At 71.1% G+C, this 13,553-nt stretch carries 18 protein-coding genes and 1 pseudogene; 8 read left to right on the top strand and 11 right to left on the bottom strand.

Going from position 1 to position 13,553, the window contains the following annotated elements; all coding sequences use genetic code 11:
• Positions 1-323: 323 nt before the first annotated feature.
• The 3 genes from ASF21_RS06450 to ASF21_RS06460 all read right to left on the bottom strand — a co-directional run bounded on the left by ASF21_RS06450 (position 324) and on the right by ASF21_RS06460 (position 1,725).
• The gene (locus ASF21_RS06450; protein WP_414826604.1) at positions 324-968 is read right to left on the bottom strand and encodes a GIY-YIG nuclease family protein; all 645 of its coding nucleotides are present in this window, start codon (positions 966-968) and stop codon (positions 324-326) included.
• Positions 968-1,183: a hypothetical protein gene (locus ASF21_RS06455; RefSeq protein ID WP_055768241.1), complete on the bottom strand. Its 216-nt coding sequence runs from the start codon at positions 1,181-1,183 to the stop codon at positions 968-970. Before ASF21_RS06455 ends, ASF21_RS06450 begins: the two co-directional genes overlap by 1 nt.
• An 80-nt stretch (positions 1,184-1,263) precedes the next feature.
• Positions 1,264-1,725, bottom strand: coding sequence for a MarR family winged helix-turn-helix transcriptional regulator (locus ASF21_RS06460; protein ID WP_055768242.1), 462 nt, complete (start codon positions 1,723-1,725; stop codon positions 1,264-1,266).
• Between the two features lie 61 nt (positions 1,726-1,786).
• Here ASF21_RS06460 and ASF21_RS06465 point away from each other — a divergent pair, with 61 nt between their 5' ends.
• The 8 genes and pseudogenes from ASF21_RS06465 to ASF21_RS17530 all read left to right on the top strand — a co-directional run.
• A complete protein-coding gene (locus ASF21_RS06465) occupies positions 1,787-2,155 on the top strand; it encodes a VOC family protein (RefSeq protein ID WP_055768245.1) in 369 nt (122 codons plus the stop codon).
• A gap of 104 nt (positions 2,156-2,259) precedes the next feature.
• Positions 2,260-3,426, top strand: a complete 1,167-nt coding sequence (alr, locus tag ASF21_RS06470; protein WP_055768249.1) for an alanine racemase — start codon at positions 2,260-2,262, stop codon at positions 3,424-3,426.
• Positions 3,413-3,964, top strand: coding sequence for a tRNA (adenosine(37)-N6)-threonylcarbamoyltransferase complex ATPase subunit type 1 TsaE (gene tsaE / locus ASF21_RS06475; RefSeq protein WP_055768252.1), 552 nt, complete (start codon positions 3,413-3,415; stop codon positions 3,962-3,964). The genes alr and tsaE overlap by 14 nt, the downstream gene beginning before the upstream one ends.
• Before the next feature lie 9 nt (positions 3,965-3,973).
• Positions 3,974-4,663: a tRNA (adenosine(37)-N6)-threonylcarbamoyltransferase complex dimerization subunit type 1 TsaB gene (gene tsaB / locus ASF21_RS06480; RefSeq protein ID WP_055768254.1), complete on the top strand. Its 690-nt coding sequence runs from the start codon at positions 3,974-3,976 to the stop codon at positions 4,661-4,663.
• On the top strand, positions 4,660-5,127 hold the full coding sequence (rimI, locus tag ASF21_RS06485) for a ribosomal protein S18-alanine N-acetyltransferase (protein ID WP_055768257.1): 468 nt from the start codon (positions 4,660-4,662) through the stop codon (positions 5,125-5,127). Before tsaB ends, rimI begins: the two co-directional genes overlap by 4 nt.
• Positions 5,124-6,215: a tRNA (adenosine(37)-N6)-threonylcarbamoyltransferase complex transferase subunit TsaD gene (gene tsaD, locus ASF21_RS06490; RefSeq protein WP_055768260.1), complete on the top strand. Its 1,092-nt coding sequence runs from the start codon at positions 5,124-5,126 to the stop codon at positions 6,213-6,215. The genes rimI and tsaD overlap by 4 nt, the downstream gene beginning before the upstream one ends.
• 101 nt (positions 6,216-6,316) lie before the next feature.
• The gene (locus ASF21_RS06495; RefSeq protein ID WP_055768263.1) at positions 6,317-6,952 is read left to right on the top strand and encodes a GNAT family N-acetyltransferase; all 636 of its coding nucleotides are present in this window, start codon (positions 6,317-6,319) and stop codon (positions 6,950-6,952) included.
• Positions 6,953-7,205: 253 nt separating this feature from the next.
• Positions 7,206-7,451, top strand: a pseudogene (locus ASF21_RS17530) (MarR family transcriptional regulator); the annotation flags it as partial.
• 165 nt (positions 7,452-7,616) lie between these two features.
• On the opposite strand, the gene ASF21_RS06500 reads toward ASF21_RS17530, so the two are convergent.
• From ASF21_RS06500 to ASF21_RS06535, 8 genes are all read right to left on the bottom strand, one after another.
• On the bottom strand, positions 7,617-7,781 hold the full coding sequence (locus ASF21_RS06500; RefSeq protein WP_162237516.1) for a zinc-binding dehydrogenase: 165 nt from the start codon (positions 7,779-7,781) through the stop codon (positions 7,617-7,619).
• Positions 7,782-7,924: 143 nt separating this feature from the next.
• Positions 7,925-8,731 carry an SRPBCC family protein gene (locus ASF21_RS06505; RefSeq protein WP_414826605.1) on the bottom strand — a complete coding sequence of 269 codons (807 nt, stop codon included), beginning with the start codon at positions 8,729-8,731 and terminating at the stop codon, positions 7,925-7,927.
• 200 nt (positions 8,732-8,931) lie between these two features.
• Positions 8,932-9,318: a nuclear transport factor 2 family protein gene (locus ASF21_RS06510; RefSeq protein WP_055768268.1), complete on the bottom strand. Its 387-nt coding sequence runs from the start codon at positions 9,316-9,318 to the stop codon at positions 8,932-8,934.
• A 9-nt stretch (positions 9,319-9,327) separates the two neighbouring features.
• Positions 9,328-10,221 (bottom strand): sugar phosphate isomerase/epimerase family protein, encoded by an 894-nt coding sequence (locus ASF21_RS06515; protein WP_055768270.1) that lies wholly within the window; start codon positions 10,219-10,221, stop codon positions 9,328-9,330.
• A complete protein-coding gene (locus tag ASF21_RS06520; RefSeq protein WP_055768275.1) occupies positions 10,218-11,372 on the bottom strand; it encodes a dihydrodipicolinate synthase family protein in 1,155 nt (384 codons plus the stop codon). The genes ASF21_RS06515 and ASF21_RS06520 overlap by 4 nt, the downstream gene beginning before the upstream one ends.
• On the bottom strand, positions 11,369-12,556 hold the full coding sequence (locus ASF21_RS06525; RefSeq protein WP_055768278.1) for a Gfo/Idh/MocA family protein: 1,188 nt from the start codon (positions 12,554-12,556) through the stop codon (positions 11,369-11,371). Before ASF21_RS06525 ends, ASF21_RS06520 begins: the two co-directional genes overlap by 4 nt.
• Positions 12,557-12,711: 155 nt before the next feature.
• Positions 12,712-13,011, bottom strand: a complete 300-nt coding sequence (locus ASF21_RS06530) for a hypothetical protein (protein ID WP_055768281.1) — start codon at positions 13,009-13,011, stop codon at positions 12,712-12,714.
• Positions 13,012-13,162: 151 nt separating this feature from the next.
• On the bottom strand, positions 13,163-13,459 hold the full coding sequence (locus ASF21_RS06535; RefSeq protein WP_055768284.1) for a hypothetical protein: 297 nt from the start codon (positions 13,457-13,459) through the stop codon (positions 13,163-13,165).
• Between the last annotated feature and the right edge of the window lie 94 nt (positions 13,460-13,553).

Raw genomic sequence — 13,553 nt, forward strand, 5'->3', positions numbered from 1 at the left:
GGCCCGTCCTTCGGGCTCCGGGTCGACGCAGCCGGGCCACGGGGCTGGGTCGTGACGTGTGGGAGGATGCGCCCGTGAGCGGAAGGGGACGTCATCCGTCGCCAGGTCCAGTGGTTCCGCGTCGCGGACCACCGGCTGAGCCGCTGCCGCTCACGGGCGGCAGGCATGCCGATCCGCCATTCGTGGGCCGTCCCGCACCTCCGATCCCGGCCCGCGTCCGATCGACAGGGCGGGCCGGGAGGAGCCGGCACCAGCAAGCGTCCGACCGGACCGGTCGATCAGGGCCCGAGGTCCTCCTCCAGGTCGGCACCGCGGGGAACGGCTCAGCCTCGCAGGGCCGCCGCTTCGCCGAGCCAGCGCGCATACAGCGCCCAGGGATCGACGACGCCGGCGGACAGGCGCCCCACATGGGCCTCGAGGTCCGGGGTGGTGGTGAACCATTCCGACCTGTCGCGTCGTGACGCCGCGAACTGTGCGTGACGGCGGTGTTCCACGAGCCGGTCGCCCCGTTCGAAGGCGAGGAGCTCGTCGTGCCAGATCCGCGCCAGGCGTCGGCGCGGGCTCGCCGTGGTGCCGATCTTGATGCGGTCCCGGAAGCGGAGGTAGTAGACGACGTCCACCCTCGGGGGTGGGAGGCCGTCGTCGAGGACCGCGCCGACGGGCCATTCGCAGGCAGCGCACACCCAGCCCGACGGATACCGGACGCCGAGCCGAGACCCGCAGGCACGGCAGGCGGAGGGCAGGAGGTCGGTGATTCCCGACGTCGTGTCCGACCATTCGGCGACGAGGGCCACGTGCACAGCACAGAGGGCGAACGGTGCATCCTCCACCGGACGCCCGCAGAGCCCGCCGCCGCCGTCCGACAGGACGCAGCCGGGTGGGGATTCGACCACGTCGTCGATCTTCCCGGCCGGTGGCAGGGAATGCAAGGTCGCGTCGAGCAGCGGCCCGAGCCGAGGTGGCGGCATTACTGCTTGCCGTACTTCCGGTGCACCGCCTGCTTGCTGACGCCGAGGGACTGGGCGATGGCTTCCCAGGAGAGACCGGCCTGACGGGCCCTGCGGACCAGCCCCGCCTCCGCCCGCCCGATCTCCCTCTGCAGTTCCGCGACCGCCTGCAGTGATGCGGCAGGTCCTTCCCCGTCCATCGCGCCGATGAGTGTCTTCATGTGCTCCACCTCCATTCGTCAACATTAGTTGACAAATGGCAGGAAGGGCAAGGGTGCCGTACGGGTATCGGGCGGCGGGCCGGGGAGGGCCGGCGTCATCCCTGGCCGCGCGGCACGTCGTCCTCGTGAAGCGACCGGACCATGCGCTGCAGCGCATGGAGGGCGTGCGACTGCTCCTCCCGCGTCATGCCCCGGAGCATCCGTGCCTCCACCGACCGGACGGCCGTGCTCGCCTGCTCGAGGCGGCGCCTGCCCAGCGGGGTGAGCGTGACGGGGAGGGTCCTGCCGGCTGGAGCCTCGGCCGGCCGCGTCACGAATCCGTCCCGTTCCAGCGCATGCAACAGGACGTTCATCGACTGTCGAGTCACGAAGGCCCCGCGGGCGAGGTCGGAGTTGGACAGGCCGGGGCGCTGGGCGAGGAGTTCGAGGCAGGAGTAGTGCGTGACGGTCATGTCGAGGGGTCGGAGGACGGCGTCCATGGCCGCCCGGAGGCTGCTCGATGCCTCCTTCAGCAGGTACCCCACGGAGGATTCGAGTTCGATCCGGTCTTGACCCATGTCAGAATTCTGACATACATTCTTTTATGTCAGATAACTGACATGAGAGAAAGCAGTTCCCATGCCCGTCACCGGCCCCGATTTCATCTCCCTCCAGGTCCAGCACCTCGACGCCTCACGGGCGTTCTACGAGCAGTACCTCGGTCTCGTCAGGTCCCCGACGGGACCACCGCACGCCGTCGTCTTCGAGACGACGCCCATTGCCTTCGCGCTGCGCAGCGTGATGCCTGGAACCGATCTCGCCTCCGCGTCGCACCCCGGGGTCGGAACGGCCGTATGGCTCCACTCCACCGATGTCCAGGCCATCCACGACGCCCTGGTGGCCGACGGCCACACCATCGTCACGAGTCCCGAGAGCGGGCCCTTCGGCCTGACCTTCACCCTCGCCGATCCCGACGGATACCGGATCACCCTCCACGACCGCGCGTGAGGCAGGCCGCGCGGTCCACCCGGATCTGCGGCGGCACACCACCCCACAGAGCCGGCGACCGTCCCGGCGGTCGTCACCGGGCAGCGCGGGCACAAGCTGGCAGAATGGACCGCGTGAGTTTCCCCGAGCGTGTTGCAGAGATCGATCTCGATGCACTGCGACACAATGTCCGCCAGCTGCGCGATGTGGCGCATCCAGCCCGCGTGATGGCTGTCGTGAAGGCCGATGCCTACGGACACGGTGCTGTCCCGGTGGCCCGTGCGGCCCTCGAGGCCGGCGCCGCCTGGCTCGGTGTGGCCCACGTCAGCGAAGGGGTGGCCCTGCGCAGGGCCGGGATCGAGGCGCCGATCCTCGCATGGCTGCACACCGCCGGGACCGATTTCACGGCCGGTGTCGAGCACGGGCTCGATCTGGGCATCTCGGGCTGGGAACTCGAGCACATCGTGGCATCGGCGAGGGAGCTGGAGCGCCCCGCCATCGTGCACCTGAAGATCGACACCGGGCTGGGCCGGAACGGCTGCCCGCCGGACAAGTGGGACGCCCTGCTGAGCCGTGCGGTGGAGTACCAGGAGGAGGGGCTCATCCGCGTGGTCGGGATCTTCTCGCACCTCGCGGTCGCCGACGAGCCCGCCCGCCCGGAGACGGACCTCCAGGTCCACGCGTTCCGGGAGGCCGTCGCTGCCGCCGAGAACGCCGGGATCGACGTCGAGGTGCGGCATCTGGCCAACACCCCGGCCACGTTCTCCCGGCCGGACTGCCACTTCGACCTCGTCCGGGTGGGGCTCGGCATCTACGGGCTCTCGCCGTTCGCGGACCAGGGCTCCGCCGATCTCGGGCTGAAGCCCGTCATGACCTTCAGCACCGTGGTCTCGCACTGCAAGGAGGTGCCCGCCGGCCAGGGGGTCTCCTACGGCTACGCGTACCGCACGCAGAAGGCGACCACGCTGGGCCTCATCCCCGTCGGCTACGGCGACGGCGTGCCACGCATCGCCACCGGAGCACCCGTGCTCGTCGAGGGACGGATGTATCCGGTGGTGGGCAGGATCGCGATGGACCAGCTCGTCGTCGACTTCGGTGCGACGGGCCTCGCCGACACGCCGAACAGCCTGCTGGGCCGGCGGGCCGTCCTCTTCGGCGGAGCGGGGGCGCCCGCCGTCGAGGATTGGGCAGCGGCCGCCCAGACCATCAACTACGAGATCGTCACGCGGATCAGCGACCGCGTGGAGCGCGTGTACCTCGAAGCGTCCCGGGAGAGCGATGACGACGCCTGAGTGGTCCGTGGCGTTCGAGGTCGCGTCGGCCGCGGAACTGCAGGCACTCGCGGAGCAGCTCGCGCACCAGCTGGCTCCGGGCGACCTGCTGGTCCTCTCCGGGGAGCTGGGGGCGGGCAAGACCACGTTCACGCAGGGGCTGGGGCGCGGGCTCGTCGTCGAGGAGCGCATCATCTCGCCGACCTTCGTCCTCGTGCGCCAGCACCCCTCCACCGTGTCCGGACCGGGGCTCATCCACGTCGATGCCTACCGCCTCGAGAGTGCTGCCGCGGTGGACGACCTCGACCTCGAGGCGACCCTCGCGGCGAACGTCACCGTGATCGAGTGGGGAGCGGGCCGCGTGGAGCACCTCAGCGACAGCCACCTGCTCGTGGACATCGTCCGTCCCACCGGTGGCGCGGCGGCCGGCAGCGCGGGGGAGGCCGCCGTCCTGACCACCCACTTCGACGACGACGGCGAGGACGAGGTGCGCGGCGTCACCCTGGCGGGCGTCGGCCCGCGCTGGCGGGGCGGGCCCTCGGCACTCGCGCTCGACTAGGCTGGACCGGTGCTTCTCCTCGCCCTCGACACGTCCGCCGCGGCCACCGTCGCGCTCCTGGCCGACGACGCCGTCGTCGGCCGGTTCAGCAGCGGCGACACCCGCTCGCACGCCGAAGTGCTCGCGCCCGCCATCCAGGACATCCTGGCGGCTGCCGGCGTCTCCGGAGCCGATCTCGACGCGGTCGTCGCCGGCGTGGGGCCGGGTCCGTTCACCGGGCTGAGGGCCGGCCTCGTCACGGCGCGGACCCTGAGCTTCGTCTGGGACGTCCCGCTGCACGGCGTGATGAGCCTCGACGCCCTCGCCCTCGATGCCGTGGCGGCTGGCGCAGTCGACGCCGGAAGCACGTTCCTGGTGGGCACGGACGCCCGTCGGGGCGAGGTGTACTGGGCGTCCTACCGCGCGGGCGCCCCGCAGGGCAGGGACGCGGCGACACCGGAGCTGCTGGACGGCCCGCACGTCGGCGCGGCCGGTACCCTCCCGCCGGGCGTGCCGCTGGTCGGACGGGCGGCGAGCCTGTACCCGGCCGACGTCGTCGGTGTCCCGGCCTTCGCCGCGGCTGATCCGGACGCCGTGTCCCTCGGCCGCGTCGCCCGGTCGCGGATCCTCCTGGGTCTGCCGTCGCTGGACACCACGCCGCTCTACCTGCGCGAATCCGATGCGCGCGTCCCCGGACCCCGGAAGCGGGCGACGGCGTGAGCTTCACCCTGCGCGGCCTCGCCTTCGAGGACATCGGGACCATCGGGCGGCTGGAGAACGAGCTGTTCCCCACCGACGCCTGGCCGCTCGAGATGTTCTACACCGAGTTCTTCCAGCCGGACACGCGGCGCTACATCATCGCCGAGGTCGACGGTGCGGCGGTGGGTTACGCAGGGGTGATGGTCATCGACACGACGGCGGACATCCAGACCATCGGCGTGCTGCCCCGCTTCGAGGGGCAGGGCATCGGGCGGGCCATGCTGGCGGAACTGCTCGACGAGTCCCGACGGCGAGGTGCGGAGACGGTGATGCTGGAGGTCCGCGCCGACAACCCGCGCGCCCAGCAGCTCTACGCCAGGTTCGGCTTCGAGCAGATCCACACCCGGAAGACGTACTACCGGGACGGGGTGGACGCGTGGGTCATGCGGCTCGTCCTGGCCCCCGCGGGAGGGGCGGCGTCATGAGCGCGCAGCCGCTCGTCCTCGGGATCGAGTCCTCCTGCGACGAGACCGGCGTCGGCATCGTCCGCGGGACCGAGCTGCTGACCAACACCGTGTCCTCGTCCATGGACGAGCACGTGCGCTTCGGCGGCGTGATCCCCGAGATCGCGTCGCGGGCCCACCTCGAGGCCTTCGTGCCGACGCTGCGGGCCGCACTCGACGACGCCGGGGTGACGCTCGGGGAGATCGATGCCATCGCCGTCACCGCGGGGCCGGGCCTCTCCGGAGCCCTGATGGTCGGTGTCTCCGCGGCCAAGGCGCTCGCCGTCGCGACGGGCAAGCCGCTCTACGCGATCAACCACCTCGTGGCGCACGTCGGCGTCGGGGTCCTCGGCGGGACGTTCCCCGAGGGGCTGCCGCCGAACCTCGGCGCCCTCCTCGTCTCCGGCGGCCACACGGAGATCCTCCGCGTCGGTGACCTGGCGCACGACGTCGAACTGCTCGGGTCCACGATCGACGACGCGGCGGGCGAGGCGTACGACAAGACCGCACGGATCCTCGGGCTCGGTTATCCGGGCGGTCCTGCCATCGACCGGGTCGCTCGAGACGGTGACCCCAGGGCCATCAGGTACCCTCGCGGGCTGTCCCAGCCCAAGTACATGGGGACGGCCGACGAACCAGGGCCGCACCGCTACGACTGGTCCTTCAGCGGACTCAAGACCGCCGTCGCCCGGAGTGTGGAGCAGTACGAGGCCGCCGGACGCGACCTGCCGGTCGCGGACATCGCCGCGTCCTTCCAGGAGGCCGTGGTGGACATCATCACGTCCAAGGCCGTCCTGGCCTGCCGCGAACACGGGATCACGAACCTCCTCCTCGGCGGCGGGGTCGCCGCGAACCGTCGGCTGCGCGAGCTCGCCGCCGAGCGCTGCGACGCTGCAGGGATCACGCTGACGGTCCCTGCACCGTCGCTGTGCACCGACAACGGGGCGATGGTCGCAGCGCTGGGAGCGCAGATCGTCCTGGGAGGCCTACCGCCGAGCGGCATCACCTTCGGGACCGATCCCTCGCTCCCGGTCGCGCGCATCGCCCTGCCGGATGGGAACCATCAGTAGGCGTACCGCTAGGCAAACTAGCTTTACATAAACTGTACTAAGGGCTAGGTTGGGTGCAGGTCGAGAAGACGGCCTGACCCCCTTTGACCACTGGTGACGCCATGACCATTGCTCCAGCCTCTTCACACCCCTCCACCATCGCTGCCGGTGCTCCGGCCGACCTCCTCGAGATGTCCTCGCAGACCACGCACGGCGACGACGCCGGCTTCGATCGGTGGCCGGGGATGGCCTCGACGGGCGACCTCGGGGCCGTGTCCGCCGAGGCCGAGCCGACGACCCTCCCGTGGTCGCTCGATGATGCGACGACGCGCCAGCTCCGTCGGTGGAGCAACCAGCTCTACAGGATCCTCGATTCCGATACCCCGCCCTTCTGGGCCTCCGACGACTACGAGCGGGTCGTCGACGAGCTCGGACGCCGCGAGGAGCAGGCGCGTGAGGGGTCGGCCGGGACCCGCCGTCGGGATTCCTTCCGCGACAATCCGCTCAACCGCCGCTTCGAGCTGTTCCAGGACGGCATCCTGGCCGGCTACGTGTCCTACTCCATGCGGGCCGGGTGCCTGCGGCTGCACCGGACGGTCGTCGCCGAAGCCTTCGAGGGGGCCGGGCTGGAGCAGATCCTCATCCGCAACGTCCTGCTCGACGCCCATAGGCGGCGCCTGTCCGCCCTGCCCTACTGCGGCGAGGTGCAGGCCTTCCTGGCGGGCAACCCGCAGTACAGGGCGCTGCTCGCCGGTTGACCACAGCGTTCCCGAGGGATCTGCCGGCCAGGATGCGGCCGCCGACCACGAGGGCGCGAGACGGGCAAGCGCACGGCAGGGACGCTGCCATGACGGACCCCGTAATCCCGACAGCGTTCCGGGCACCGGGCGGTCCCGTCGGGTGAAGGCACGTAACCTGGGGTGCTGCACCCCAGGAAGCGAGCAGGCCGTGTCCACCCGCGATGATCCCGCCGTTGCGCGCGACTACCCTGTCAGCGCGGCGATCCTGTCGATGGGCCACGGCCAGCGGGCTCTCGCGGCGTCGTACCTGGGCGGCCTGGGTCTCTTCCCCGGACAGGAACTTCTTCTCATGCAGTTGTGGGAGGAGGACGGGCTGTCCCAGAAGGCGCTCGGGATGCCTCAGGGACTGGACCACTCGACCGTCGCGAAGTCCGTCCGCCGGCTCGAGGCCGGGGGACTCATCACCCGGTCGCGGTCTCCCCGGGGCGGCCGGGTCACCTTCGTCCATCTCACCGAGGCCGGCCGCGCACTGCGCGGACCGGTCACCGCGGCCTGGGCAGAGCTGCAGGCGGCTGTCGCCGCCGAGCTGACAGTCGCGGAACAGGTCGACGTCCAGCGGCTCGCCCGGAAGATTGTGGTCGGGATCGACCGGGATCGACCGGGCGAGTGCCGGACGGGACCCTCAGGGTCCCTGAACCACGACCTTGCCGCGCAGGTGCCCACCCTCGCTGAGGCGGTGGGCGTCGGGGAGCGCGGCGAGGGCGAAGGTGGCGGCGATCGACGTCGTGAGAACTCCCCGTGCGGCGAGATCGAGTGCGTCGGCGAAGCCGTCCGCCGTCAGCCGCATGGGGTCCCCGGCCGCCACCGCGACGCCCAGGCCCGGGGCAACATAATTCCGCGACGGCCAGTTCATGGAAGAGGACCGGCCCCCGAGGGGGTCCGGTCCTCTTCCGGCGTTGCGGTCCGTGCCGCATCCCTACCGGCAGGCGGCTACAGCGTGCCCCTGCGGTCGGTGCCGTTCCCGTCGAGGACGGTGCCGTCCTGCAGGCCGCCGGTCTCGGACGGGACCCCGGTCCCGGGGATGCCGTCGACGGCGGGGACGGGATCGACATCCACGACGTCGTCGTCCGCGACGATCGGCGTGGTCTCGGGCACGACCGGGGCGGTCTCGGGGACCACCGGCGCGGCATCGACCACGGGCGTGACCTCCACCGTGGTGTCCTCGTCGTCCTTCTTGTTGGCTGCTGCCGCTGCGACTCCTGCGACCGCGGCGGCCGCGGCGACGCCCACTCCGGCGGCAACCTTGCCGGATACGCCGGCCTTGCCGCTGTCACCACGCGACGAGTCGGCGTCCTCGACCGTCGGCGTGCCGCCGATGCCCGGGACGGTGCCGCGCCACGCGCCGGTGGCGTAGCTCTCGGACTCGATGAACTCCTTGAAGTTCTGCAGGTCCTTCTTGGCCTGGTTCTCGACGACGTTCAGCTTGTCGCCGACCTTCTCCACGAGCCCCTCGGGCTCGTACTCCAGGACGAGGTTGATCCGCGTGGTCCCGCCGAGGTCCTCGAAGGACACGGTGCCCGCGTTGGTGGCACCCTCGGTCGCGGCCCAGGAGACCTTGCGATCGGGGACCTGCTCGACCACCCTGGCTTCCCACTGGCGGCGGATCCCGCCGATCTCCGCGACCCACTCCATGCGGTCGTCGCCGAGCTGGGTGATCTGCTTGACGCCACCCATGAAGTGCGGGAATTCCTCGAACTGCGTCCACTGGTTGTAGACCGTGGTCACTGGAAGATTCACTACGACGGTTTCTTCGACCTTGGTGCTCATTGTGCCTCCCTGGCGTTGTGCGTGCGGTCGCCGACAAACATCATCAGCATGCTTAGCTTATGGGTTGGGCACGCGTCCCGCCAGTACTTCACGCCGGAACAGGGGGGAGCGATCCGGCTCGGGAGCTGGGCGGTGGGGTGTCCCCACGCGTCGACGAGCCCCTCGGCGCCTCAGGGCAGATCGCCCACATCCGCGTACTTCCGGCGCCAGTCGCGGCCTTCCTCGCCGCCGTACATCGTCCAGTACTCGCGGCCGGAGGTGATGACGTCGTCCGCTACGGTCCAGAAGGAGACCACGCGGAAGATGCCCACGTCCTCCTGCGGGACCTGGACCTCAGAGACCACCGCCTCCCCGGCGTCGTACACGTTGAGGACGTCGATGCTCCAGCCGTTCGGGTGCTCGGAGTTCACGGCCACCATGTTCGCGCGTCCCCGGATGATCTCGCGCGTGACGGGCCAGAAGACCTCGACATCCTCGGCGAGGGTCCGTCCGACGGACCCCCAGTCCCTGCTCCAGACGGACTGCCAGTACTGCCGCACGACCTCGGTGGATTCCATACGCCGATGCTACCGGCGCAGACCCGCAGGCTGCTCGGCGAGGTGGGGTGCGACGGCCTGCTGGAAGCCCTCGACCGTCCGCGCGACGGCGGTGGCGGGGGCGGTGTCCCAGATCTCCTGGTTGAAGATCTCCACCTCGACATCGCCCGCGTAGCCGGCACGCTCCACCTCGGCCGTGATCGCGGCGAAATCGATGACGCCGTCCCCGGGGTAGTGGCGGGAGAGCAGCACGTCCGCCGCCAGGGGAGTGCGCCAGTCGCACACCTGGTAGCTCGCGATCCGGTCCTCGCGCCCGGCGCGGACGATCTGCGCCGCGAGGTCCGGGTCCCACCACACGTGGAAGGTGTCGACGACGACGCCCACCACGGCTGGGTCGAACGGGGCGGCGAGATCGAGCGCCTGCCCGAGGGTGGAGATGACGGCCCGGTCCGCGGCGTACATGGGATGCAGCGGCTCGAGGGCCAGCCTCACTCCTGCTGCGCGCGCTTCCGGCGCGAGCTCGGCGAGGGCATCCCCCACCATGGAGCGGGCGCCGGCCAAGTCCCGCGATCCCTGCGGCAGGCCGCCGGCGACCATGACCAGGACGGCGACAGACCCCGGAGCGCCCGCGGCGGCGAGCTGCGCGGTCTCCTCGATGGCCCGGCGGTTGTCGTCCATGGCGGTGCGCCGGGCAGGTCCCTCCGGCACGGTGAAGAACCCTCCACGGCAGAGGCTCGAGAAGCGGAGCCCGGAGCCGGCGAGGAGCCGGCCGGCCTCGGGCAGGGAGGCGGCCTGCACCGAGTCCCGCCACAGTCCGATGCTGCCGATCCCCGCGGCGGCGGTGACCTGCAGGGCCTCGGCGAGGGGTGCGTACTTGATGGTGGCCTGGTTGATGGACAGCCGTGGATCCGGCGCGTGGGTCATGCCTGGACCCCGCTGACCGACAGGAGCCCGTGCCAGCGCTTACGGGCGAGCTCCGGCTGCTCGAGTGCACCGCAGTCGTTCGCCAGCCGGACGATCTCCGAGAGGTGCGGCAGGCTGCGGGCCGCGTGCAGTCCGCCCACCATCCCCACGCCGGGCTGGTGCCCGTTGAGCCAGCTGAGGAACGCCACGCCGGTCTTGTAGTAGAACGTCGGCGTGCTGAAGATCTGGCGGGACAGCGCCTCGGTCGGCCCGAGGATGCGCTGGTACGCGTCGTGATCGCCGGCGTCGAGCGCCTGGACCGCCGCGGAGGCGTGCGGGCCGAGCGCCGCGAAGGCGCCGAGCAGGGCATCCGAGTACCCCGAGGAGTCGCCGCCGATGAGCGAGACGTAGTTGAAGTCGTCGCCGGTGAACATGCGCGTCGGCGCGTTCAGCCGGCCGCGGACCGCACGCTCCGAGTCGGCGTCCAGCAGGCTCATCTTCACGCCCGCCACCTTGTCGGGGGCGTTGGCGATGATCTTCAGGAGGGTCGAGGATGCGGCGTCGGTGTCGGGGGACCCGAAGTAGCTGCCGAGTTCAGGATCGAACGCGGCGCCGAGCCAGTGGAGGATCACCGGGGCGCCGGCGGCGGCCAGGACCTCGGCGTACACGCGCTCGTAGTCCTCCGCGGAGCGCGCCGCCCTCGCCAGGTGACGGCTCGCCATCAGGACCACCGACGCACCGGCGTCCTCGGTCAGGTGCAGCTGGTGCTTGTAGGCGTCGACGACGGCATCGAGGGTGATGACGGCGTCGTCCACGTGATCCGTGTTCACCCCGACCACGAGGCCACCGCCCACGGACTGCGCCTCGGCGGCACTGCGGGTGATCAGCTCGCGCGTCGCGGCGGCATCGAGGCCCATGTTCCGCTGCGCGGTGTCCATGGCGTCGGCCACACCGAGTCCCCAGGACCACAGGTGGTGGCGGAAGGCGAGGGTGGCGTCCCAGTCGAGGTCGGCGGGAGCGCCCGGGACGTTGTCCGCCGTCGTCCGCGGCACCACGTGGGCGGCAGCGTAGACGGTGCGGCTCGCGAGGGGCGCCGTGGGCCGGGCGAACGACGGCGCGGCGTTGAGTTCGACGGCGGAGGTGCGCCCCGCCGCATCGACGAGCGTGATCATGCGGAGGCGACCGCATCCTCGAGGGGGAGCGGGGTGGTGCGGACGTCCTCGAGTTCGAGGCGCCGGCCGGAGCGGGAGCTCTCGAGTCCCTGTTCCGCGAGGTACATGCCGCGGGCGCCCGCGAGGAAGTCGTACGGGTGGGGGCCGTCCTCGAGGACATGGCGGAGGAAGTCCTCCCACTGCGTCTTAAAGCCGTTCTCGAACACCTCGTTGGTGGGGACGTCGATCCAGTCCGCGTCGTAGTCGTGGGTGTCCTCGAGGTCGGGGTTCCACACGGGCTTCGGTGTGGCGTTACGGGGTTGGATCTTGCAGCCGAACAGCCCGACGACGGCGGAACCGTGGGTGCCGTCCACCTGGAACTGCACCAGTTCGTCGCGGTTCACGCGGACCGTCCAGCTCGAGTTCAGCTGGGCCACGATGCCGCCCTCCAGCTCGAACACGGCATACGCGGCGTCGTCGGCCGTGGCGCGGTAGGTCCGGCCCTGCTCGTCGACGCGCTCGTCGATGTGGGTGACGGCGCGGGCGTACACGGACTCCACCCTGCCGAAGAGGTTCTCCAGGACATAGCTCCAGTGCGGGAACATGTCGACGACGATCCCGCCGCCGTCCTCGGCGCGGTAGTTCCAGCTGGGACGCTGGGCGTCCTGCCACCCACCCTCGAAGACCCAGTACCCGAACTCGCCGCGCACCGAGAGGATCTGCCCGAAGAAACCGGAGTCGATGAGGCGCTTCAGCTTCTGCATGCCCGGAAGGTAGAGCTTGTCGTGCACCACGCCGTTCTTGATGCCGGCCGCCTCGGCCAGGTCGGCCAGCTCGAGGGCGTCCGCCGCCGTCTCCGCGGTGGGCTTCTCGGTGTAGATGGCCTTGCCCGCGGCGATCGCCTTGCGGATGGCGGCCGAACGCGCCTTGGTCACGAGGAAGTCGGCGTAGACCTCCCATGTCGGGTCCGCGAGCACGCTGTCGAGATCGGTGGACCAGTGCTCGATCCCGTGCTTCGCGGCGAGTTCTGCCAGTTTGGCCTCGCTCCGGCCGACCAGGATGGGCTCCACCTGGACGCGGGTACCGTCCGAGAGCAGCACCCCGCCCTGGTCGCGGATGGCGAGGATGGAGCGCACCAGGTGCTGCCGGTACCCCATGCGCCCGGAGACGCCGTTCATGATGATCCCGATTGTCCTCGTTGACATTGATGCTCCTTGGCTTGCGGCGCGGCTGCTGTTCCCAGCGGCCTTGGAAAACGCTTACCGCGAGTGTAGGTCAAGATCGTGGGAGCGGCAATAAGCCCGGTTCCGGCGGGGTGGCGCAACGGCCGGGGCAGCAGTAGCCGGACGCGGAGGGCGCGTCAGATCCCGGGCGCGGACCGACGCGGGATCTCACGCCGGGTGCACTGGTCCGGACGCACCCAGGCCTCGCGGGCTATCGAGAACTCGATCCACTGGGCCAGCACCGCGGTCCGCGTCCACGCCATCGCGAACCCGCGGACGGTCTGCCGCGACCCGTCGGGGTACTCGAGGTCCACCCAGAGGGCGGGCGCGGGCGGGACGGACTCCGTGATGCCTTCGGTGGGCGTCTCGAGCTGCACCGGCGGGAGGTACTGGTGTGTCGTGGGCGGCAGCCCGTGCCATCCGGCCGCCTTAGCCACGGCGTCGTCCCGTCGGCTGTCCTCCGCAGCGGACCGTGCGCCGCGGGGCGGGCGGCCGGCCGGACGGGCTCGACGGCGGTGCGGTGCTCGTCGTCGTCCGGTCCATGGCACCACTGTACGAGGGGGCGGGAGGCGGCAGGGGGAGGGTCCGTCAGGCCGGGTGGGTGGTGCGCGTGGCCAGGTCCCGTCGCCGGCAGCGCGTGGCCTCGACCCACGCCTCCCGCGCCCGCGAGTACTCGATCCACTGCGCCAGGACGGCGGATCCGGTCCATGCCATCGCGAAGCCCTTCATGGTCCGCCTCGACCCGTCGGGATAATCGAGGTCCACCCACAGCGCCGGCGACGCGGGCGGCTCGGTGACGTGCCCGCCCGGCGTGTCCAGCTGCAGGGGAGGGACGTAGCGGTCAGCGCTCGGTGGGATGCCGTGCCACCCCGGTCGTTCGGCCATGCCACGAGGGTACGCCGCTGGTCCGACACCCTGGCAGGGCCCTCCGGTGTCCCGCCGCACGCCGCTCGCCGGGACCGCTGGTTCCGAGCGGCCG

The organism is Arthrobacter sp. Leaf234 (assembly GCF_001422665.1).
Taxonomy (GTDB): Bacteria; Actinomycetota; Actinomycetes; order Actinomycetales; family Micrococcaceae; genus Arthrobacter_D.

Coding starts and splice junctions, on each gene's coding strand:
- ASF21_RS06450 (WP_414826604.1), bottom strand. CDS start 968: ATGCCGCCACCTCGGCTCGGGCCGCTGCTCGACGCGACCTTGCATTCC.
- ASF21_RS06455 (WP_055768241.1), bottom strand. CDS start 1,183: ATGGAGGTGGAGCACATGAAGACACTCATCGGCGCGATGGACGGGGAA.
- ASF21_RS06460 (WP_055768242.1), bottom strand. CDS start 1,725: ATGGGTCAAGACCGGATCGAACTCGAATCCTCCGTGGGGTACCTGCTG.
- ASF21_RS06465 (WP_055768245.1), top strand. CDS start 1,787: ATGCCCGTCACCGGCCCCGATTTCATCTCCCTCCAGGTCCAGCACCTC.
- alr (WP_055768249.1), top strand. CDS start 2,260: ATGGACCGCGTGAGTTTCCCCGAGCGTGTTGCAGAGATCGATCTCGAT.
- tsaE (WP_055768252.1), top strand. CDS start 3,413: ATGACGACGCCTGAGTGGTCCGTGGCGTTCGAGGTCGCGTCGGCCGCG.
- tsaD (WP_055768260.1), top strand. CDS start 5,124: ATGAGCGCGCAGCCGCTCGTCCTCGGGATCGAGTCCTCCTGCGACGAG.
- ASF21_RS06495 (WP_055768263.1), top strand. CDS start 6,317: ATGACCATTGCTCCAGCCTCTTCACACCCCTCCACCATCGCTGCCGGT.
- ASF21_RS06500 (WP_162237516.1), bottom strand. CDS start 7,781: ATGCGGCTGACGGCGGACGGCTTCGCCGACGCACTCGATCTCGCCGCA.
- ASF21_RS06510 (WP_055768268.1), bottom strand. CDS start 9,318: ATGGAATCCACCGAGGTCGTGCGGCAGTACTGGCAGTCCGTCTGGAGC.
- ASF21_RS06515 (WP_055768270.1), bottom strand. CDS start 10,221: ATGACCCACGCGCCGGATCCACGGCTGTCCATCAACCAGGCCACCATC.
- ASF21_RS06520 (WP_055768275.1), bottom strand. CDS start 11,372: ATGATCACGCTCGTCGATGCGGCGGGGCGCACCTCCGCCGTCGAACTC.
- ASF21_RS06525 (WP_055768278.1), bottom strand. CDS start 12,556: ATGTCAACGAGGACAATCGGGATCATCATGAACGGCGTCTCCGGGCGC.
- ASF21_RS06535 (WP_055768284.1), bottom strand. CDS start 13,459: ATGGCCGAACGACCGGGGTGGCACGGCATCCCACCGAGCGCTGACCGC.